The sequence below is a fragment of the Ochrobactrum sp. A-1 genome, from assembly GCF_022488005.1.
Taxonomy (GTDB): Bacteria; Pseudomonadota; Alphaproteobacteria; order Rhizobiales; family Rhizobiaceae; genus Brucella.
The window spans coordinates 882,817-902,908 of record NZ_JAKVQC010000004.1 but is presented as its reverse complement, the minus strand read 5'-3'; the positions used below and the strand labels follow the sequence as shown (position 1 = coordinate 902,908).

The window sequence follows — 20,092 nt, the reverse complement described above, 5'->3', positions numbered from 1 at the left end:
CATGACCTATTCAGTCAGAGGCTTTTGCAGGATTTCCGCCCGACCAGCGCTTGTCGCCCTGTTGCTGGCCCTTCTCGCAGGTTGCGCGAACCGCCAGCATGTCACTGTGGGGGCGCTGCCGGACGATTACCGCACAAACCATCCCATCACGATTGCCGAGCGGGAACAGGTCACAGATATTCCGGTCGCGCAAGCCGACCAGAAGCTCAGCCCGATGCAGCGCGGCATCATTCAGGGAGCCATTACCAATTATCGACGCAACGGTTCTGGTATGCTCTATGTCCTGGTGCCGTCGGGTGCATCCAATCAGGCCGCAGCCTATCGGCTGAGCACAGAGGTGTCGGCAACACTGCGGCGCAGCGGCATCAAGGCGAACAATATCGCCATCGAAAACTATCCCGTAGACAACCCGGAAGCAGCGGCCCCCATCCGTATCAGCTATTATGCGATGACAGCTGGCACGACACCGTGCGGTCGCTGGCCGGACGATCTCGCCAGCACGCCTGAAAACAAGCACTACGCCAATTTTGGCTGCGCGTCGCAGAACAATCTTGCCGCTCAGGTCGCCAATCCGGCCGACCTTCTGGGACCGCGCGTCATGTTGCCAATCGATTCGGACCGCACGACGGAGCGCCTCAACGGCGATCAGGGCTATGTGAAAATGTCGCCTGCACAGACGGACAACTGGCAGGAAACCCGCAGCCAGCAGGCCGAGTATTAAGAGGGCGCCATGAGCAACTTCGCGTTCGAACCGGCGGAAGAAGAACAGGGCGTCGAGACGGGCCGCGCGCCGATCATGCTTGAAAATGTGCGCCCCATTCCACGCATTTCAATCCAGGCCTTTTGTGTGAACGAAAGCGTCGCCATTCCGATTGAGCGCGCGGGCGGTGACCGCCGTATGGCCAAAACCCATCTCAAGGTCATGATGGGCGGTATCGCGGCTGCAATCGAGTTCTATCAGACCGCCTCCACGCCCAATCTGATCATCGTCGAATCAGCCTCCGAGCCCAATGTGCTGCTTGGAGAACTGCAGCAATTGTCGGAGGTCTGTGATCCCGGCTCGAAAGTCATGGTCATCGGCCACTCGAACGAAGTCTGGCTTTATCGCGAACTACTTCGCCGCGGCGTTTCAGAATATATCGTCGCGCCTGTTTCGCTCGCAGATATTCTGGCCATCGTCTCCTCGATTTTTCTCGATCCCGGTGCGGAACCGCTCGGTCGATCTATTGCTTTCATCGGTGCGAAGGGAGGCGTTGGTGCTTCAACAATCGCACACAATGTCGCCTGGTCGATCTCCGACCTGTTCCGGCACGACGTCGTTCTGGCGGATATGGATCTGCCCTTTGGCACAGCCAATATCAATTTCGATCAGGATCCGACGCTTGGCATTGCCGATGCCGTCTTCTCACCAGAGCGCATTGATGAGGTTTATCTCGATCGATTGCTGGTTCAATATGGCGACCATCTTTCGATCCTCGCCGCTCCCTCTAGCCTCGAGCGCACGTTCGATTTCGGTGAAGATGCCTTCGCCGAATTGATTGATGTTGCCCAGCGCAATTCTCCGCTGATTGTGCTGGATGTGGCACATGGCTGGAGCGGCTGGACGCGGACCACATTGATGCGCGCCGACGAAGTCGTGATCGTTGCAACACCCGATCTTGCCAACCTCCGCAATACCAAGAACCTGCTCGACACGCTGGCGCAACTGCGCCCGAACGATGTGAAGCCACATCTCGTCCTGAACCAGATGGGCATTCCCAAACGACCGGAAATCGCGCTCGCCGATTTTTCCGAGCCGCTCGGCATTGATCCAGTCGCAACCATCGACTTCGATCCACAGCTTTTCGGCAATGCAGCCAATAATGGCCGGATGATCGCAGAAACCAATCCGGAAAGCCCGATTGCCGAAGCCATCAGCCATATTGCGCATGCAGTGACCGGCAGGGCCGATGTGCAGCCGCGCAAGAAAACCGGCATTTCGAGCTTTCTCGGCAAGTTTGCACGCAAGACCAAATAACGGCAGGAAATCATGTTCGGCAGAAGAGGCAACGATACGGGAAACAAGCCGGAAAGCGGAATACGACCGGCTGCGCCGAAACCTGCCATTTCGGCTGCAATATCCACTCCGGCCCAGTCGGCAGTCCAACCATCCCGTATGCAGGCAGCCGTCCCGACGACACAGGCCCGATCTCCCGCCCAGCCAGGTACACAGGGCCGCGAAAAGACCGAAAGTTACTACGACACCAAATCGCAGGTCTTCTCGGCGTTGATCGATACGATCGATCTGTCGCAACTCTCACGCATGGCACCGGACGCCGCGCGTGAGGAAATCCGCGACATCGTCAACGACATCATCGCCATCAAGAATTTCGTCATGTCGATTGCCGAGCAGGAAGAGCTGCTTGATGACATCTGCAACGACGTATTGGGCTACGGCCCGCTGGAACCGCTTCTTTCCCGTGACGACATCGCCGATATCATGGTCAACGGTTCGCGCCGGACCTATATCGAGGTGGACGGTTTGTTGCAGGAAACCGGCATCCGTTTCCGCGATAACCAGCAGCTCCTCAACATCTGCCAGCGTATCGTGAGTCAGGTCGGACGTCGTGTCGACGAATCGAGCCCGATCTGCGATGCGCGCCTGCCAGACGGCTCTCGCGTCAACGTCATCGCGCCGCCGCTGTCGCTCGACGGCCCAACCCTGACCATCCGTAAATTCCGCAAGGACAAGCTGACGCTCGACCAGTTGGTGCGATTCGGCGCTATATCGAATGCCGGAGCAGAGCTGCTGCAGATCATCAGCCGTGTGCGCTGCAATGTGATCATTTCGGGCGGTACCGGTTCAGGCAAGACGACGCTTCTCAACTGCCTGACACGTTATATCGACACGCACGAACGCATCATCACCTGCGAAGACTCGGCTGAACTGCAATTGCAGCAGCCGCATGTGGTGCGTCTGGAAACCCGCCCGCCCAATCTGGAAGGCGAAGGCGAAGTCACCATGCGCGATCTGGTGAAAAACTGCCTGCGCATGCGTCCCGAACGCATCATCGTCGGCGAAGTGCGCGGCCCGGAGGTTTTCGACCTCCTGCAGGCCATGAACACCGGTCACGACGGTTCGATGGGCACGATCCATGCCAACAGCCCACGTGAATGCCTCAATCGTATGGAAGCCATGATCGCCATGGGCGGCTACGTGCTGCCGCAAAAGACAGTACGCGAAATTATCGTGGGCTCGGTCGATATCATCATTCAGGCCGCTCGCTTGCGTGACGGCTCACGCCGCATCACCCACATCACCGAAGTGGTGGGGCTTGAAGGCGACGTCATCACCACCCAGGATCTCGTTCTCTACGATATCAAAGGTGAAGATGCTTCCGGCCGCATTCTCGGCAGTCATAGCTCGACCGGAATCGGACGTCCTGCCTTCTGGGAACGCGCCCGCTATTACAATGAGGACAGCCGCCTTGCTTCCGTGCTCGACAGCATGGAAAGGACAAACGCATGACCGGTTCCGGCGCCAGCATCATGATGTTCGTCGTGCTTGCCGTGATTGCCTGTGCGGCTCTGTTCTATGCGCTTTTTTATGAAAAGCTCGGCAAGAAAGATCATGCAGCGCGTCGTTTTGAAACTGTGCGCAACAGCGGCTCGGAACGGGCGATAACGCGCAGCGAACGCGACAGAAATGCCGACATACTCAAGCGCCGAAAACAGTTGCAGGACAACATCAAGGATCTGGAAGCGCGACAGAAGCAACGCGAGAAGAACCAGAAATATCCACCTCTACGCATTCTGCTGACGCAGGCCGGGCTATATCTCACTTTGCGGAAATTCTATATCTATTCCGGTGTGGCCGCGTTTCTCGCAACATTCATCGCGCTGATCTTCGGCGCACCGTTGCTTTTCCTGCCAGGTATCGCGATTGCCAGCTTCTTCGGCCTGCCACGCTGGTTCGTGCTGCAAAAGCGCAAGCGGCGACTGAAGAAATTTCTCGAAGAGTTTCCCAACGCACTCGATGTCATCGTACGTGCGACCCGAGCGGGACTCCCGCTCAACGATGGCTTGCGGCTCATTGCGAGCGAAGCTGTGGAACCGGTCAAAAGCGAGTTCAAGAAGGTTGTCGAGGCGCAGCAGATCGGGCTTTCGATCCCTGAGGCGGTTGGCAAGATGCCCGATTCCATGCCATGCCCGGAAACCAACTTCTTTGCCATTGTCATTCAGATACAGGCCCAGGCAGGTGGCAACCTTTCAGAAGCTTTGAACAATCTTTCGAAGGTTCTGCGCGACCGGAAGAAGATGAAAGCCAAGGTCAACGCTCTTTCCATGGAAGCCAAAGCATCCGCAGCAATCATCGGTGCCCTGCCCTTCATCGTTACGATTCTCGTCTATCTGACGAGCCCGCAATATATGACGCTGCTTTTCACGTCTTCGACCGGACATATGCTTCTGGGCATTGCAGCCGTTTTGATGCTGACCGGCATCTTCATTATGAAGAACATGATCAACTTCGATATGTGAGGCACCGGACATGTTTTCTCTCCTCACACAAAAACTGACCGACCCACAGTTTCTGATCGGTGCTTTGATCACGGTTGCGGTTTTTGCGACCGTGGTAACGATCCTCATGCCAGTTCTCAGTGGCAGCGCGCTGAAGTCGCGCATGAAATCGGTTGCCACCGAACGCGAAGCCATTCGCTCGCGCGAACGCGCCCGGCTTGCAGCGGAGAGCGACCGTCGCAACAGCCTGCGTCATCAGCAGAAGCAGGGTATCCGCGAATTCGTCGAAAAGCTTGATCTCAAGCGTGCTCTTGCCGATGAAAAGACGATTGCTTCGCTCAGGCAGGCAGGCTTTCGGGGGCAAAACCCGCTCAACATCTTTCTGTTCCTGCGCTTTGTGTTGCCTTTCGGCACGATGATAGTCGCCGCCATCTACATTTTCGTGCTCGGTGTCCTTGCCGATCAAACCTTCTTCGTTCGCCTGCTTGTCTGCATTTTCGCAGGCTATGCCGGCTTCTATGCACCCAATCTCTATGTTTCGAACAGGGCGACCAAGCGGAAGCAATCCATCCGCCGCGCATGGCCGGATGCGCTCGATCTGATGTTGATCTGCGTCGAATCGGGCATGTCCACCGAAGCTGCCTTTCGCCGGGTGGCCGATGAAATCGGCATTCAGTCCGTGGAGCTTGCCGAAGAACTGATGCTGACCAATGCCGAGCTTTCATTCCTGCCGGAACGCCGTCAGGCTTATGACAATCTCGCCAATCGCACGGGTCTGGAGCCGGTGAAATCCGTAACGCAGGCGCTTATTCAAGCGGAGCGTTACGGCACACCGGTCGCACAGGCGCTGCGCACGCTTTCTCAGGAAAGCCGCGATCTGCGTTTGCTGGAAGCCGAAAAGAAGGCTGCGGCCTTGCCGCCGAAACTCACCGTGCCGATGATCGTGTTCTTCCTGCCCGTGCTCTTTATCGTTATCCTCGGCCCGGCCTTCATCCAGATTTCGGCGCAGGGCGGATTGTTCGGCGGCAACTAAGCGCGATCTGATCGAAGAAATCAGCCCTTCGGCTTGTCCTTGAGCATGTTCCAGGAATTCTGCTGCGCCAGCATGGAGCGAAGATAATCCGTATTGGCCTTGGCCTGTTGCGGAGAAATCTCGCGCGCGGCAATCGCTTCGGCTTCCTGAAAACGCCCCTGCAGGCCGACTGAAAGGGCCAGGTTCTGACGCACACGACTGTCCGCACCGGGCGCGGCTGCAGCCTGCTTGAAATAGGTTTCCGCCGTTCGCGCATCGCCGGCCAGAAGATAAGACATCCCCATATTGGAGATGATGGACGGTTCATTCGGCTGAAGCTGCAGCGCTTTCTGATAGGTCGCGCGGGCTTCTTCCTTCCGGCCCATCTGGTCGAGAATGGCACCTTCTGCAGAAACCAGTTTCCAGTCGGGATAGGCCGGATTTTGTGCACGGCGAATGGCATCAAGCGCGCCGTCGAATTGGCCAGCACCGGCAAGCGCCTTGCCGTAAGCCGCAAGAACGGTCTGATCCTTCGGATAGACGATAGCGAGCGCCCGCATCACAGCCAGCGCCTGATCGTTGCGGCCAAGGCGCGCCAGCACGTTGGCATAGTTGAGCGCTGTCTGGCGATCCTTCGGATTGCGTTCATATTGCGCGCCGAGCCGTCCGGCCATGGCTGCAAGCTGGGCGTCGTTCATGTGATCGAAAGTGGCGACGGTTGCCGCGCGCCGCACTGAACCGGTGGTGGTCCGGTCAACCGATGTGCAGCCGGAAAGTATAAGTGCCGAAAGAATGCAGGCGAAGCCGAGACGTGTTGCGATAGCGTCTTTTCGAACGATGTTCAGCATCCCGCCTCTCCTGCTAAAGCGTGTCGCCCATCCAACATGCTTTAGTCACCCTCAAGCCCAATTCCTGCTAAATCAATAATCTGTTAACCCTAATGATTGGTTAATAAAGCGATTGCGGTTTCTGTTTCCGCACGGCAATAATCGCGCTATCTGTTTGTTTTTATGAACTTCCGACAAAATCCCAGCGCTTTTGCCGGATATCGCTTACTGGTCAGAAAGAGCATCATGTCTGTCGAACTTCTTTCCCGAAAATCCGAACAAAGCCGCCCGATCTGGTTTACGTCGAAAGGCGGGCTGGAAACCTCCCGCCTTCCCGCCGATGCAATTGTCTGGGCCAAGGCCAATGGCTTTGACGGCGAAGCCGGTCGCGTACTCGTTGTTCCGGGTGCAAGTGGATCGGTATCGGGTGCGCTTTTTGGAACAGGCGATGAGAAAAAGGGTGGTCAGTCGCAGCTTTTGGCCGGAAAGCTTGCGCGCGGTCTTCCGGACGGAGACTGGCATCTTGACGGTGCGATCGATGACGCAGCGCTTGCAGTTCTGGGCTTCTTGATGGGTGGCTATAGCTTTACGCGTTATCGCAAGGCGAATGGCAAGGCGATCCGCCTTGCCTTGCCGGATGGCGTGGACGAAGCGGAAATCCGCCGCATCGCCGATGCGGTTACACTGGTGCGCGATCTCATCAACACACCGACCAACGATATGGGGCCGGATGCTCTCGAAAATGCCGCTCGCGAACTGGCGAAGAGATACAAGGCCGACATTGCCGTCACCGAAGGCGATGCGCTTCTGGAGAAGAATTTCCCGATGATCCATGCGGTCGGTCGGGCTGGTGCTATTGCGCCACGCCTGATCGATCTTAGTTGGGGCAAGGCAAGCGACCCGAAAATCACGCTGGTTGGCAAAGGCGTCTGCTTCGACACCGGCGGTCTCGACATCAAACCGGCAAGCGGCATGCTCCTGATGAAGAAGGATATGGGCGGAGCCGCCAATGTGCTCGGCCTCGCCTCCATGATCATGGATGCGCAATTGCCGGTGCGGCTGCGCGTGCTGATCCCCGCAGTGGAGAATTCGATTGCCGGTAATGCCTTCCGGCCGGGTGACGTGCTGCAAAGCCGCAAGGGGCTGACCGTCGAGATCGGCAATACCGATGCGGAAGGCCGGTTGGTCCTTGCCGACGCGCTTGCACTTGCCGATGAAGAAGAACCTGCACTTCTGATCGATATGGCGACGCTGACGGGGGCTGCTCGTGTCGCGCTCGGCCCCGACCTGCCACCATTCTACACGCATGATGACGGACTTGCCGCTTCGATTGCGCAAAGCGCGGATGTGACGGCAGACCCGCTATGGCGGATGCCGCTCTGGAAGCCTTATGCGCAAAAGCTGTCCTCACGGATCGCCGACATCAACAATGTCACCACTGATGGCTTTGCTGGCTCGGTGACGGCAGCGCTCTTCCTCAGCAAATTTGTCGAAAAGGCTCAAAGCTGGGCGCATTTCGACATTTTCGGCTGGGTACCAGTCGAAAAGCCCGCTTCGCCGATCGGTGGAGAGGCGCAAGCCATTCGCGCTCTTTACCAGCTTTTGAAGAAGCGTTATCCGGCACGATGAATCCACTTGCCTGAAACGTCAAAAGCAGATTGAATAAAACGGTTCCGAAACAATCCCCGTTTTGGTGGAACCGGATGCCGATTGAGCTGAAGCCGTTGCAGGCGCTGACATTACTGAGAACCCTGTCGCTGGAACAGGTGCGTGACGAGATGCCCGATCTCACCACGCGACAGGCAGCCATTCTCCTCACCATCTATCTGGAGCCCCCGCCGCATACTGTGCGGGGACTTGCAGCAAAACTGAACGTCACCAAGCCGGTGATTACCCGCGCGCTCGACACGATGGGTGCGCTTGAGTTCGTCTCCCGGCATCGTGATGAAAAAGACCGGCGAAATGTGCTAGTAAAGAGGACGGTCGCCGGTGCACTTTATGTTGAAAGACTGGGTGATCTGGTGATCGCCAAAGCCAGGGAGTTACCACTTTGACCATGCTTGACCGCCGCCTCAACGCCTATCGCCCTGACCTCGCCGATGAACGGCTATCCGGTCAGGTGGAAGCGGCGCGTTTTACCGCCGGAACGCCGATGCAGGTTTCCGCATCCGTTGTCGATCTGCGCGCCGAACCACGTATGGATAGCGGTCCGCAGACCCAGATGATTTTTGGCGATCACGTCCGCGTCTTTGAGGAAATGGACGGTTGGTCGTGGGTGCAGGCAGAACGCGACGGCTATACGGGTTACGTCTCCTCTGCCGCGCTGGAACAGCCCGCTGGAATCGAAACACATCTGGTCATCGTGCCACGCACCTTCGTTTATCCCGGCGCCGATCTTCGCTTTCCCCATACCAAGGCGCTATCGCTCGGTTCACGCGTGCGTATCGTCGGCGCGGCCGAGACGCGCGGTACGGAATATGCACTTCTGGAAAGCGGCGAGGCGCTGATCGCAAGCCACCTTGCACCGATTGGCGAACATGCTGCGGACTATGTGGCGGTCGCAGAAACCCTTCTTCACACGCCCTATCTGTGGGGCGGCACGTCAGGCTTCGGCATCGATTGCTCCGGCATCGTGCAATTGTGCATGTGGGTAGCAGGCCGCAAGGTTCTGCGCGATTCCGACATGCAGCAGAATACGCTTGGCGAAATCATCGAGCCCGATGCGACTTATTCGAACCTGAAGCGCGGCGATCTCGTCTTCTGGAAGGGCCATGTCGCCATCTGCGCTTCCCCCGACATGCTGATCCATGCGAGCGGTCATACGATGACGGTCACGCTGGAGCCTCTACAGGATGCCATCAAGCGAATTGCCTACCTCTATGATCTGCCGACACTCATCCGCAGACCCTGACTTGTGAATGCTCCAAAAGAGAGCGGGACTTATGAAGGGAAAGACGACATTGACGATAGCCGCTTTGTTGGTCGGCTTTGCTTTGTCTTTTCCTTCTCCGATTTCGACTGAGAGAATTGCGCGCATGACCATTCCCGCGTCCCCTGCCGCCTTTGCCGAAGTCAACGGCATTGAAATGTACTACCGGATTGTCGGCAAAGGACCGCCGATCCTGCTCATTCCCGGCGGCTTGTCCGACCAGCATGTGTGGGATGCGCAGCTTCCGATCCTTGCGCGTCACCACACGGTAATCGTTGCCGATAGCCGCGGACAGGGGCGCTCCACCCGCACCGATGATCCAATCACCTATGGATTGATGGCCGATGATTATGTGGCGCTGCTTGACTTTCTACACATCGGCAAGGTCGACCTCGTCGGCTGGAGCGATGGCGGCATTATCGGCCTCGACATCGCCATGCGCTATCCCGAACGGCTAAAAAGCCTGTTTGCGCAGGCGGCCAATGTCACACCCGACGGCAATACCGGTTATGTCGAGGCCCGCGCCGAAGGAAAGCCGATACCGGAACTGCGCCACTATGAGAGCATCGACAAGGAAATTCACGCGCTTTGGGCAAATGAGCCGAACTATACCGACGAGGACTTGTCCAATATCCGGGTGCGCACGGCGATTGTCATCGGCGACCGCGATACGGCCATCACGCGCGAACATACGGAATTCATCGCCAGCCAGATACCAGGTGCTGAGTTGATCATTCTGCCCGATGCCGGGCATGGCGTCCCGGTCGAAAATCCGCGCCTCTATGCGCATACGGTCCTGCGTTTCATCGACGGCAAGAACGCCGAAGAAACGAAGACCGCGAGCGGGAAAAGCTAGAGCGGTTCCAGTTAAAACGGAGTCGCTGGAACCGCTCTAACTATTTGTTTCGTCACATTATCCTACGCATCGAAGCGGGATCAGAAATCAGTCCAGTGGACTGATTTCTCTGCGTAGGCGCTTCACACTTTTGGCTCGAAAATGCTCTTAAACCCGGTTTGGTAATACGCGGTCGGGCGGGCGATGTCCGTCGACAAATGCCTTGATATTGATGATGACCTTGTCGCCCATATCGATGCGACCTTCCATCGTCGCCGACCCCATATGCGGTAGCAGGACGATCTTGCCCTTTTCGGCGAGGGTCAGCAGGCGTGGGTTGACGGCTGGCTCGTTCTCGAAAACGTCCAGCCCTGCCCCGGCAAGTTTACCCTGCTCAATTAGCTCGATCAGCGCATTCTCGTCGATGATCTGTCCGCGCGCCGTGTTGACCATATAGGCGGTCGGCTGCATCAGCGCGATGCGGCGCGCGGACAGCAGATGAAATGTGGCAGGCGTCGAAGGGCAGTTGACCGAGATGATATCCATCCGGGCCAGCATCTGGTCGAGACTATCCCAATAGGTCGCTTCCAGCTCTTCCTCGACCTGAGGATTGACGCGCTTGCGGTTGTGATAGTGAATGGAAAGTCCGAAAGCCTTGGCGCGGCGGGCGACAGCCGTACCGATGCGTCCCATGCCCACAATGCCGAGACGCTTGCCCCAGATGCGCCGCCCGAGCATCCAGGTCGGCGACCAGCCGGGCCATTGCCCATGACGCTCGCCCAACACATTGGCACCTTCCACCAGACGTCTTGGCACCGACAGCAGCAGCGCCAGGGTCATATCGGCAGTGTCCTCGGTCAGGACATTCGGCGTATTGGTGACGGTGATTCCACGCTTTGCGGCTGCGGCGACATCGATGTTGTCCACGCCATTGCCGAAATTTGCTATCAGCTTGAGATTGGGGCCAGCCTGTTCGATTGCTGCTGCATCGATGACATCCGTGATGCAGGGCACCAGAACGTCCGCTTCCTTCATCGCAGCGATGATTTCAGGCTGATTCATGCGATGGTCATCTATGTTCAGACGCGCATCAAACAGTTCCCGCATTCGGGTTTCCACTGGGTCGGGCAATTTTCGTGTCAGAACGACCAGCGGTTTCTTCTTGTTCGACATCTCCACCCCATCGTTAAGCAAAGCCCCTGGAACAGCCCCTGTTGTAACCAAATGGCAGGGCACGCTCCAAGAAATTTCCTGCACATTTTCAGCGGAAAACCGACTCCCACTTTTCCCGAAAATGCGTTAACCGAAGCTTCATGTTGAGACCTCCTTAACCAAGGCGGTGCAATATGGGATATTGCTTCGGCTGAACATCTCTATCAAGGCGAAGCGGCAAAGACAAAGAAAAACCGGAAACTTCAGGTGCCTCTTGGAAAGTCCGCAACGATTTTCTGAAAAGATGCATTTAAAATCAAACAATTAAGTCGCATCTCCATCTGTTGTACACAAATGGATGCACGATCTGAAAACAGGACGGCAACGTCGCCTCGCAGCCCCCTTAAACTGCCGAAGCTACTACCGTTCTGTCGTGACAGGACGGCGAGAGGTCGCAGTTTGTACAGAGTACTTTCGCAACGCTTTTTGATAGCCACGCTTGGCTTTCTGGCATTTTTTTTCTTTCTGGCACCGCTTGGCGCTTCGCACAGGCATGGCGCGCAGGCAGCAGAGCCTGCGGGTACCACTGTCGGCGCAAGCGGACTTCCCGTGCCGCGTTTCGTCAGCCTTAAGCCCGCTCGCGTCAATCTGCGCATCGGACCGGGACGTGACTACGCAGTTTCCTGGCTTTTCATGAAAGCCGGACTGCCGGTCGAAATCATCCAGGAATATGACAACTGGCGCCGTATCCGCGACGCGGACGGAACTGAAGGCTGGGTTTATCAGTCGCTTCTATCCGGCAAGCGAACCGCAATCACGGCACCCTGGCTCAAGAACAATCAGGGTTCGATGGTCAATATGCGCCGGGATGCCGCTGACACATCCGGGCTTGCCGCCGAGATCGAACCAGGCGTGGTTGGAACGGTGCGCGAATGTACCGGCCAATGGTGTCGGGTGGACATGGGCGGCGTCCGAGGCTGGATCAAGCAATCGGACCTGTGGGGCGTATATCCGGGCGAAACCTTCGACTGACTTCGTCCAAGCGGAGCGAAAATCGCCCCGCTTTTACTTCGGAATGTTACCAGGCAGGCGCCACCGATCCCTTGAACGTCGTGGCGATGAACTCCTTCACTTCGTCGCTGTGGTAGGATGAAATCAGAGTTTTCACCCAATCGGCATCCTTGTCGGCGGTGCGAACGACGAGAATATTAACGTAAGGCGCTTTCTCGCCTTCCCGCACCAGCGGATCGGTCGCAGGGTTCAAGCCAGCTTCCATGGCATAATTGGTGTTGATGACGGCAGCATCGACGTCTTCCATCGAACGCGGAAGCTGTGCCGCATCGAGTTCAACGAATTTTAGGTTCTTCGGATTTTCGACGATATCCAGCGCGCTGACCTTCAACCCCTTGGTCGGGTCGATTTTAATAATCCCGTTTTCGGCAAGTACCAGCAACGCGCGACCGCCATTGGTCGGATCATTGGGGATCGCAATCGTCGCGCCGTCGGCCAGCTCCGAAATATTCTTCAGCTTCTTCGAGTACAGCCCCATCGGAAAGTTGACGGTCTCCGCAACGCTCACAATATCGAAGCCGCGATCGGCGACCTGATTGTCGAGATAGGGCTTGTGCTGGAAGGAGTTGGCTTCCAGTGCGCCATCCGCAAGCGCCGTGTTCGGGATGACATAATCCGAGAATTCCTGAATATCGATTTCAAGACCGTTCTTCTCGGCGACTTCCTTCACCTTTTCCATGATCTGGGCATGCGGCCCCGGAGTTACTCCGATCCGGATGGTTTTTGCAAAGGCGCTGCCAGCGGTAAACAGGGCAAGAATGGTCGCGGCGACGAGTAGCTTACGCATGATATCTCCTTGGAATGTGTCCAGCTGAGCTTGGGAGGCTATTCAGCCGGGATTGCAGAACTTCGTCCCTTTTCAGCCCCATATGGTCCAATAGGCAACAAAAAAAGCGGCCATGGCCGCTCTCTTTTATCCCTGACTGAAAGGAGACCTTTATTGGCCCTTACGGCGCAGGCGAACGATAATATCCACATTGACGATTTCCATGCCATGCGGAGCATCCGGCATGTTGGCAACCGTAGGCTGGCCCTTTTCGCCATGTGGAATATCGAACACAACATTTTCCCCTTCGAGGAAGAAATGCTGGTGGTCCGAGATATTCGTATCGAAATAGGTCTTCGAGCCCTCAACTGCGATAATACGCAGCATACCGGCTTCCGTGAACTGGTGGAGCGTATTGTAAACCGTCGCCAGAGACACCGGTACATCGGCCATGACGGCCTCTTCGTGCAGGTCTTCCGCAGACAGATGGCGATCGCCCTGGGCGAAGATCAGGCTCGCAAGCGCAACGCGCTGCCGCGTCGGACGCAGGCCCGCGCGGCGGAGCTGCTCTTCCATCGAGACCGTCGAGTGGGTATGTGAAGACTGCATATTCACCGTTGGTTCCGTCACAAGCTTGTTGCAAAATCATCAATCGTCAAACGGGCTGTTGCCCATTGCATACTGACATTGATATATGCCGTTGCGAAATAACTATCAATAGCTTTGGGAATTGCCCGCTTTTTCGGATAAACCCCCGAATAAACCCATTGCATGATTTTACTGCCGGAAACAGTCTGTGGTAGGGATGTTCCGGTGAAACCCACAACCGGGCCGGATTGCCGGTCGATACAGAATGAACCTCAAGGGAGGCGTAATGGCAGAACAGAAATCAAGCTATGGGTATGAAGAGCTCCTGGCCTGCGCACGCGGCGAGATGTTCGGCCCCGGCAATGCTCAGCTTCCCCTGCCTCCGATGCTGATGGTCCATCGCATCACCGATATTTCCGAAACCGGCGGCGAGTTCGACAAGGGCTATATCCGCGCCGAGTATGACGTGCGCCCCGACGATTGGTATTTTCCGTGCCATTTCATGGGCAATCCAATCATGCCGGGCTGCCTCGGCCTCGACGGCATGTGGCAGCTGACCGGTTTCTTTCTCGGTTGGCTCGGCGAGCCGGGTCGCGGCATGGCTCTCTCCACCGGTGAAGTAAAGTTCAAGGGCATGGTGCGTCCGCATACCAAGCTTCTCGAATATGGCATCGATTTCAAGCGCGTCATGCGTGGCCGCCTCGTGCTCGGCACGGCTGACGGCTGGCTGAAAGCCGATGGCGAAACCATCTACCGGGCGTCTGACCTGCGCGTCGGCCTGTCGAAGGACAGCGAGGGCCAGTAAGGCACCTCAATCATCATCATCCACGAGCGCGACTGCAAAAAAGTGAACAGTTTTCATGCGGCCGCGCTCAAAACATGCGAAGATCGCACCTATGTAACCGCGAACAGGCGGCAGTCCGCATGACGGACACGTCGCTCACGGATCAGGTGTAAAGGAGAACGCGATGCGGCGTGTGGTCGTAACGGGTATGGGGATCGTATCCTCGATTGGTAACAACACCGAAGAGGTCACGGCTTCGCTGCGTGAAGCTAAGTCCGGCATCTCCCGCGCTGAGGAATATGCCGAGCTTGGCTTCCGTTGTCAGGTGCACGGCGCTCCGAATATCGACGTCGAAGCACTGGTTGATCGTCGCGCGATGCGCTTCCATGGACGTGGCACGGCCTGGAACCATATTGCGATGGATCAGGCCATTGCGGATGCGGGACTTTCCGACGAGGAAGTCTCCAACGACCGCACCGGCATCATCATGGGCTCCGGCGGCCCTTCTACCCGCACCATTGTCGATTCTGCCGACATCACCCGCGAAAAAGGCCCGAAGCGCGTCGGCCCATTTGCCGTGCCAAAAGCCATGAGCTCGACGGCTTCCGCGACGCTGGCAACCTTCTTCAAGATCAAGGGCATCAACTATTCGATCTCCTCGGCTTGTGCGACGTCCAACCATTGCATCGGCAATGCGTTCGAAATGATCCAGTATGGCAAGCAGGACCGCATGTTTGCGGGCGGCTGCGAAGATCTCGACTGGACGCTTTCGGTTCTGTTCGACGCCATGGGTGCCATGTCGTCGAAATATAATGACACACCATCCACCGCCTCGCGCGCCTATGACAAGAACCGCGACGGCTTCGTCATTGCAGGCGGTGCAGGCGTTCTGGTCCTGGAAGACCTCGAAACCGCGCTGGCCCGCGGCGCCAAGATTTACGGCGAAATCGTTGGCTATGGCGCAACCTCCGACGGCTACGACATGGTCGCTCCGTCCGGTGAGGGCGCGATCCGCTGCATGAAGATGGCGCTGTCGACCGTCAAGGGCAAGATCGACTACATCAACCCGCACGCAACCTCGACGCCTGCTGGCGATGCGCCGGAAATCGAAGCTATCCGTCAGGTTTTCGGCTCGGGCGACGCCTGCCCGCCGATCGCTGCGACCAAATCGCTGACCGGTCACTCGCTCGGTGCAACCGGCGTGCAGGAAGCGATCTATTCACTTTTGATGATGCACAACAATTTCATTTGCGAAAGCGCTCATATCGAAGAACTGGACCCTGCCTTCGCGGATATGCCTATCGTTCGCAAGCGCATTGACAACGCTCAGCTCAACACCGTGCTCTCCAACTCCTTCGGATTTGGCGGCACCAATGCGACGCTGGTTTTCCAGCGCTACCAGGGCTGAGGGAGAGGGAAAATATGGAAGGTTTGATGAAAGGCAAACGCGGCCTCATTATGGGGGTCGCGAATAATCACTCACTCGCTTGGGGAATTTCAAAGCAACTCGCAGCTCAAGGCGCCGAACTGGCCTTTACCTATCAGGGCGATGCGCTCGGCAAGCGCGTAAAGCCGCTGGCCGAACAGGTTGGCTCTGATTTCGTGCTGCCTTGCGATGTGGAAGATATCGAGTCGGTCGATGCGGTCTTTGCCGAAATCGAAAAGAAGTGGGGCAAGCTCGATTTCATCGTTCACGCCATCGGCTTCTCCGACAAGACCGAACTGAAGGGTCGCTACGCAGACGTCACCACGCGCGAAAATTTCAGCCGCACCATGGTGATTTCCGCCTACTCCTTCACGGAAATGGCACAGCGCGCCGAAAAGCTCATGAAGGACGGCGGCTCAATCCTGACGCTGACCTATGGCGGCTCGACCCGTACGATTCCGAACTACAACGTCATGGGCGTTGCCAAGGCTGCGCTTGAAGCCATGGTTCGTTATCTTGCCGCCGACTACGGTCCGCAGGGCATCCGCGTCAACGCCATTTCGGCAGGACCGGTGCGCACGCTGGCCGGCGCCGGCATCGGTGATGCGCGCGCGATCTTCAGCTATCAGCGTCGCAACTCGCCGCTACGCCGTACCGTCGATATTGATGACGTGGGCAAATCAGCGGTCTATCTGCTGTCCGATCTTTCCAGCGGCGTCACCGGTGAAATCCATTATGTGGATTCGGGCTATAATATCGTCTCCATGCCCACGCTCGAAGAGCTGAAAAGCTCCGACGCGGAACGCGGCGAATAAGCCAAACCATCTTAGAAAGAGGCCGCCTTCCAGGCGGCCTCTTTATTTACTTCTTTGCATCAAATATCTTGAAGCCATTTGCCTCTTCGAGGAGCGTCACGTTCTTGAACAACCCTTTGAGCGTTGTCTCATAAGGCAGTTGACGATTTGCCACCATTAGCAGACGCCCGCCCGGTTTAAGGCGCGACGCGGCAGCAGCAATGAACGCCTGACCAAGCGAAACATCGGTCACCCTTCCCTCGTGGAACGGTGGATTCATGATAACGGTGTCGTAGATGCCTGCCATCTTTTCACTCGTCACATCAAACCAATTGAAGCTGATCGGTATCGACGCTCCAAGCCGCTCCAGATTGCCACGAGCAGCCTCCAGTGCTTCATAATCCGCTTCGTAAAGATCGATGGATTTGATGCGATCCGCAAACTTCAGGCATTGCGCTGCAAGATAGCCCCAGCCAGCGCCAAGATCGGCCACGTTGCCGAAAACGATCTTCTCCATATGCGGGACGAGCAGCGCCGAACCTTTATCGATCATGCCGTGCGAGAACATGCCGGGTTCGGTCCGGAACACCTCGTCAATATCGGTCGCAAGCGGTTTCAGCGCCGCAATGAAATCACCAGCAAGATCGGCAGGACGCTTGAGCCAGAAAACCACCGCATGGTTTTTCGACATGCGGTCGCTAATCTCGGCAATGTTGCCAGCCCATTTTCGAAAGCTGTCGATGCCAAGCTTCTTGTCGCCGGACACGGCAATCCATCCACCTGGCTCAACACGCGCCAGAAGCTCCGCAAACCACGCCTCGTTGCGTCCGCGATGTTTTCCGAGCAGAAGTAGCCCGCCGGAAAAACGCTGTTCCTCGCCCACGTCAGACGCTAATCTCGGAACTGCCTTGAAGCCTTCCTTTTCCAGCGCCAGCCAGTCGGGGCGCCAGGGTTGCAGGAAGATCAGCGCCTGTTTCCATTCATCTTCAAGATGCCTATCCGCAGAAAGACCGCAGGCCAGGAACGACTGGCCCTCTTCGGGCATAACCAGAATGCCCTGATCGAAGGGAAGAAAGAGTGTTTGTTGTGCCGGTGTAATCATAACCGTTCTTTACTCTGCGGGATCGCATCCGAAAAGTCCGCAAAGCCTCAATGATTCACATGCAACAACAAAAAAGCGCGCCATCAAGGCGCGCTTCCTTTGAAATCGAAGAAATCAACGCTTACTCGGCGTCAGCTTCTTCCTTTTTCTTTTCCTGAACAATTTCCTTGCCGGTTTCCTGATCGACGACCTTCATCGACAGGCGAACCTTGCCACGTTCGTCGAAGCCCATAAGCTTCACCCAGACCTTCTGGCCTTCCTTGACCACATCGGTGGTCTTGGCAACGCGGTCGCTAGCCAGCTGCGAAATGTGAACCAGACCATCGCGCGGACCGAAGAAGTTCACGAAAGCGCCGAAGTCAGCGGTCTTGACGACCGTACCTTCATAGATTTCACCGACTTCCGGCTCGGCAACAATCGAGTGAATCCACTTCTTCGCGGCTTCGATTTCCTTGCCATTGGACGATGCAATCTTCACCGTGCCGTCGTCTTCGATGTTGATCTTGGCGCCGGTCTTTTCCACGATTTCGCGGATGACCTTGCCGCCAGAACCGATAACATCACGGATCTTGTCGGTCGGGATGTTCATCACTTCGATGCGCGGAGCGAATTCGCCGAGTTCTTCACGCGAGGTTGAGAGGGCCTTCGCCATTTCGCCGAGAATGTGAACGCGACCGCCCTTGGCCTGCTCCAGAGCGACCTTCATAATCTCTTCGGTGATCCCGTCGATCTTGATGTCCATTTGCAGCGAGGTGATGCCGTTTTCAGTACCGGCTACCTTGAAGTCCATGTCGCCGAGATGATCTTCATCGCCGAGAATGTCGGAGAGAACGGCGAAACGCTCGCCTTCCTTGATCAGGCCCATGGCGATACCCGCGACCGGACGTGCAAGCGGAACGCCTGCATCCATGAGAGCGAGTGAGGTACCGCAAACGGTAGCCATCGAGGACGAACCGTTTGATTCCGTGATCTCGGAGACCGCGCGGATCGTGTACGGGAACTGCTCAGCGGCAGGCAGCATCGGATGGATAGCGCGCCATGCGAGCTTGCCATGACCGATTTCACGACGACCCGGCGACCCCATGCGGCCGGTTTCGCCGACGGAATAAGGCGGGAAGTTGTAGTGCAGCATGAAAGGCTGCTTGTAGGTGCCCGTCAGCGCGTCGATCATCTGTTCGTCTTCGCCGGTGCCGAGCGTGGCAACAACGATAGCCTGCGTTTCGCCGCGGGTGAACAGAGCCGAGCCGTGAGTGCGTGGCAGAAGGCCAACCTCTGAGACGATCGGACGAACGGTCGAAAGATCGCGACCGTCGATGCGGCTGCCGGTATCAAGAATGTTCCAGCGAACGATCTTGGCCTGCAGATGCTTGAAAATGGTCGCGAACTGTTCCGGCGACATTTCCGTTTCTTCCACGCCTTCAGGGAAGAAATGTTCCTTCGCCTTTGCCTTGGCGGCATCGACGGCGGCATAACGAGCTTGCTTTTCGGTGATCTTGTAGGCGTCGCGCAGGTCGCTTTCTACAACGGCGAGCATCTTGGCTTCGAGGGCCGACAGGTCTTCCGGCTGGAAGTCGCGCGGTTCCTTGGCGGCAACTTCAGCAAGCTTGATGATCGCGTCGATCACAGGCTGGAAGCCCTTCTGGCCGAACACGACCGCACCAAGCATGACTTCTTCGGAGAGTTCCTGTGCTTCGGATTCGACCATCAGCACGGCTTCCGACGTACCAGCGACAACCAGATCGAGCTTCGATTCCGGCATTTCGTCGATATTCGGGTTCAGGACGTATTCGCCATTGATGTAGCCGACGCGTGCGCCGCCAATCGGGCCCATGAATGGCACGCCCGAAATGGTAAGCGCTGCGGAAGCGGCAACCATCGACAGGACGTCCGGATCGTTTTCCAGATCATGCTGAACAACGGTGATGACAACCTGCGTGTCGTTCTTGTAGCCGTCGACGAAGAGCGGGCGGATCGGACGGTCGATCAGGCGCGAAACCAGCGTTTCGTTTTCGCTCGGACGACCCTCACGCTTGAAGTAGCCACCAGGTATCTTGCCTGCGGCGTAGGTCTTTTCCTGATAATTGACGGTCAACGGGAAGAAATCCTGGCCCGGCTTCGGCTCCTTGGCAGAAACGACAGTCGCCAGAACGACGGTTTCGCCGTAGGTTGCGAGAACTGCACCGTCAGCCTGACGGGCGATCTTGCCAGTTTCGAGCGTAAGCGGACGGCCGCCCCATTCGATTTCTACTTTATGGGTATTGAACATATCTTGTCCTCATGTGGTGATGCCGCGCAAAAGCGCCTGAAGG

General features: G+C 56.9%; 19 protein-coding genes. 13 read left to right on the top strand and 6 right to left on the bottom strand.

Annotation, left to right across the window (positions count from 1 at the left end):
- Position 1: 1 nt before the first annotated feature.
- Genes MKS82_RS13915 through MKS82_RS13895 form a run of 5 tightly spaced genes read left to right on the top strand, consistent with a single transcriptional unit; the run spans position 2 to position 5,530 of the window.
- Positions 2–721 carry a CpaD family pilus assembly protein gene (locus MKS82_RS13915; protein WP_109987106.1) on the top strand — a complete coding sequence of 240 codons (720 nt, stop codon included), beginning with the start codon at positions 2–4 and terminating at the stop codon, positions 719–721.
- Between the two features lie 9 nt (positions 722–730).
- Complete coding sequence (locus tag MKS82_RS13910) at positions 731–2,017, top strand: AAA family ATPase (RefSeq protein ID WP_109987105.1); 1,287 nt, start codon at positions 731–733, stop codon at positions 2,015–2,017.
- Positions 2,018–2,029: 12 nt separating this feature from the next.
- On the top strand, positions 2,030–3,508 hold the full coding sequence (locus MKS82_RS13905) for a CpaF family protein (RefSeq protein ID WP_109987104.1): 1,479 nt from the start codon (positions 2,030–2,032) through the stop codon (positions 3,506–3,508).
- Positions 3,505–4,518, top strand: coding sequence for a type II secretion system F family protein (locus tag MKS82_RS13900; RefSeq protein WP_109987103.1), 1,014 nt, complete (start codon positions 3,505–3,507; stop codon positions 4,516–4,518). The genes MKS82_RS13905 and MKS82_RS13900 overlap by 4 nt, the downstream gene beginning before the upstream one ends.
- A 10-nt stretch (positions 4,519–4,528) precedes the next feature.
- Positions 4,529–5,530, top strand: a complete 1,002-nt coding sequence (locus MKS82_RS13895) for a type II secretion system F family protein (RefSeq protein ID WP_109987102.1) — start codon at positions 4,529–4,531, stop codon at positions 5,528–5,530.
- Positions 5,531–5,550: 20 nt separating this feature from the next.
- On the opposite strand, the gene MKS82_RS13890 is transcribed toward MKS82_RS13895, so the two are convergent.
- Positions 5,551–6,357 (bottom strand): tetratricopeptide repeat protein, encoded by an 807-nt coding sequence (locus MKS82_RS13890; protein WP_109987101.1) that lies wholly within the window; start codon positions 6,355–6,357, stop codon positions 5,551–5,553.
- Between the two features lie 225 nt (positions 6,358–6,582).
- Here MKS82_RS13890 and MKS82_RS13885 point away from each other — a divergent pair, with 225 nt between their 5' ends.
- From MKS82_RS13885 to MKS82_RS13870, 4 genes are all read left to right on the top strand, one after another.
- Complete coding sequence (locus MKS82_RS13885; protein ID WP_109987100.1) at positions 6,583–7,965, top strand: leucyl aminopeptidase family protein; 1,383 nt, start codon at positions 6,583–6,585, stop codon at positions 7,963–7,965.
- Positions 7,966–8,039: 74 nt separating this feature from the next.
- Entirely contained in the window at positions 8,040–8,390 is a 351-nt protein-coding gene (locus MKS82_RS13880) for a MarR family transcriptional regulator (RefSeq protein WP_109987099.1), read from the top strand.
- Positions 8,391–8,392: 2 nt separating this feature from the next.
- Entirely contained in the window at positions 8,393–9,247 is an 855-nt protein-coding gene (locus MKS82_RS13875; protein ID WP_181394262.1) for a C40 family peptidase, read from the top strand.
- Positions 9,248–9,278: 31 nt separating this feature from the next.
- Positions 9,279–10,121 carry an alpha/beta fold hydrolase gene (locus MKS82_RS13870; protein ID WP_109987097.1) on the top strand — a complete coding sequence of 281 codons (843 nt, stop codon included), beginning with the start codon at positions 9,279–9,281 and terminating at the stop codon, positions 10,119–10,121.
- A gap of 147 nt (positions 10,122–10,268) precedes the next feature.
- On the opposite strand, the gene MKS82_RS13865 is transcribed toward MKS82_RS13870, so the two are convergent.
- On the bottom strand, positions 10,269–11,273 hold the full coding sequence (locus tag MKS82_RS13865; RefSeq protein WP_109987096.1) for a 2-hydroxyacid dehydrogenase: 1,005 nt from the start codon (positions 11,271–11,273) through the stop codon (positions 10,269–10,271).
- A gap of 438 nt (positions 11,274–11,711) precedes the next feature.
- Between MKS82_RS13865 and MKS82_RS13860 the strand changes: the two genes are divergently transcribed.
- The gene (locus tag MKS82_RS13860) at positions 11,712–12,284 is read left to right on the top strand and encodes an SH3 domain-containing protein (RefSeq protein ID WP_109987095.1); all 573 of its coding nucleotides are present in this window, start codon (positions 11,712–11,714) and stop codon (positions 12,282–12,284) included.
- A gap of 46 nt (positions 12,285–12,330) precedes the next feature.
- Here MKS82_RS13860 and MKS82_RS13855 read toward each other — a convergent pair whose 3' ends face one another.
- Positions 12,331–13,110 carry a MetQ/NlpA family ABC transporter substrate-binding protein gene (locus MKS82_RS13855; protein WP_109987094.1) on the bottom strand — a complete coding sequence of 260 codons (780 nt, stop codon included), beginning with the start codon at positions 13,108–13,110 and terminating at the stop codon, positions 12,331–12,333.
- 150 nt (positions 13,111–13,260) lie between these two features.
- Positions 13,261–13,698, bottom strand: coding sequence for an iron response transcriptional regulator IrrA (irrA, locus tag MKS82_RS13850; protein ID WP_109987093.1), 438 nt, complete (start codon positions 13,696–13,698; stop codon positions 13,261–13,263).
- A 265-nt stretch (positions 13,699–13,963) separates the two neighbouring features.
- Here irrA and fabA point away from each other — a divergent pair, with 265 nt between their 5' ends.
- The 3 genes from fabA (at position 13,964) to fabI (ending at position 16,702) form a co-directional block, all read left to right on the top strand.
- Complete coding sequence (fabA, locus tag MKS82_RS13845) at positions 13,964–14,482, top strand: 3-hydroxyacyl-[acyl-carrier-protein] dehydratase FabA (RefSeq protein WP_010657784.1); 519 nt, start codon at positions 13,964–13,966, stop codon at positions 14,480–14,482.
- A gap of 163 nt (positions 14,483–14,645) precedes the next feature.
- Complete coding sequence (gene fabB, locus MKS82_RS13840) at positions 14,646–15,869, top strand: beta-ketoacyl-ACP synthase I (protein ID WP_061344685.1); 1,224 nt, start codon at positions 14,646–14,648, stop codon at positions 15,867–15,869.
- A gap of 14 nt (positions 15,870–15,883) precedes the next feature.
- A complete protein-coding gene (gene fabI / locus MKS82_RS13835; protein ID WP_104756644.1) occupies positions 15,884–16,702 on the top strand; it encodes an enoyl-ACP reductase FabI in 819 nt (272 codons plus the stop codon).
- Positions 16,703–16,748: 46 nt separating this feature from the next.
- On the opposite strand, the gene MKS82_RS13830 is transcribed toward fabI, so the two are convergent.
- The gene (locus MKS82_RS13830) at positions 16,749–17,783 is read right to left on the bottom strand and encodes a class I SAM-dependent methyltransferase (RefSeq protein ID WP_109987091.1); all 1,035 of its coding nucleotides are present in this window, start codon (positions 17,781–17,783) and stop codon (positions 16,749–16,751) included.
- Positions 17,784–17,904: 121 nt separating this feature from the next.
- Positions 17,905–20,049 (bottom strand): polyribonucleotide nucleotidyltransferase, encoded by a 2,145-nt coding sequence (gene pnp, locus MKS82_RS13825; RefSeq protein ID WP_109987090.1) that lies wholly within the window; start codon positions 20,047–20,049, stop codon positions 17,905–17,907.
- Between the last annotated feature and the right edge of the window lie 43 nt (positions 20,050–20,092).

Excerpts from the sequence above, each read along its gene's own strand:
- MKS82_RS13915 (WP_109987106.1), top strand. The coding sequence starts at position 2 with ATGACCTATTCAGTCAGAGGCTTTTGCAGGATTTCCGCCCGACCAGCG.
- MKS82_RS13910 (WP_109987105.1), top strand. The coding sequence starts at position 731 with ATGAGCAACTTCGCGTTCGAACCGGCGGAAGAAGAACAGGGCGTCGAG.
- MKS82_RS13905 (WP_109987104.1), top strand. The coding sequence starts at position 2,030 with ATGTTCGGCAGAAGAGGCAACGATACGGGAAACAAGCCGGAAAGCGGA.
- MKS82_RS13900 (WP_109987103.1), top strand. The coding sequence starts at position 3,505 with ATGACCGGTTCCGGCGCCAGCATCATGATGTTCGTCGTGCTTGCCGTG.
- MKS82_RS13895 (WP_109987102.1), top strand. The coding sequence starts at position 4,529 with ATGTTTTCTCTCCTCACACAAAAACTGACCGACCCACAGTTTCTGATC.
- MKS82_RS13890 (WP_109987101.1), bottom strand. The coding sequence starts at position 6,357 with ATGCTGAACATCGTTCGAAAAGACGCTATCGCAACACGTCTCGGCTTC.
- MKS82_RS13885 (WP_109987100.1), top strand. The coding sequence starts at position 6,583 with ATGTCTGTCGAACTTCTTTCCCGAAAATCCGAACAAAGCCGCCCGATC.
- MKS82_RS13880 (WP_109987099.1), top strand. The coding sequence starts at position 8,040 with ATGCCGATTGAGCTGAAGCCGTTGCAGGCGCTGACATTACTGAGAACC.
- MKS82_RS13875 (WP_181394262.1), top strand. The coding sequence starts at position 8,393 with ATGCTTGACCGCCGCCTCAACGCCTATCGCCCTGACCTCGCCGATGAA.
- MKS82_RS13870 (WP_109987097.1), top strand. The coding sequence starts at position 9,279 with ATGAAGGGAAAGACGACATTGACGATAGCCGCTTTGTTGGTCGGCTTT.
- MKS82_RS13865 (WP_109987096.1), bottom strand. The coding sequence starts at position 11,273 with ATGTCGAACAAGAAGAAACCGCTGGTCGTTCTGACACGAAAATTGCCC.
- MKS82_RS13855 (WP_109987094.1), bottom strand. The coding sequence starts at position 13,110 with ATGCGTAAGCTACTCGTCGCCGCGACCATTCTTGCCCTGTTTACCGCT.
- irrA (WP_109987093.1), bottom strand. The coding sequence starts at position 13,698 with ATGCAGTCTTCACATACCCACTCGACGGTCTCGATGGAAGAGCAGCTC.
- fabA (WP_010657784.1), top strand. The coding sequence starts at position 13,964 with ATGGCAGAACAGAAATCAAGCTATGGGTATGAAGAGCTCCTGGCCTGC.
- fabB (WP_061344685.1), top strand. The coding sequence starts at position 14,646 with ATGCGGCGTGTGGTCGTAACGGGTATGGGGATCGTATCCTCGATTGGT.
- fabI (WP_104756644.1), top strand. The coding sequence starts at position 15,884 with ATGGAAGGTTTGATGAAAGGCAAACGCGGCCTCATTATGGGGGTCGCG.
- MKS82_RS13830 (WP_109987091.1), bottom strand. The coding sequence starts at position 17,783 with ATGATTACACCGGCACAACAAACACTCTTTCTTCCCTTCGATCAGGGC.
- pnp (WP_109987090.1), bottom strand. The coding sequence starts at position 20,049 with ATGTTCAATACCCATAAAGTAGAAATCGAATGGGGCGGCCGTCCGCTT.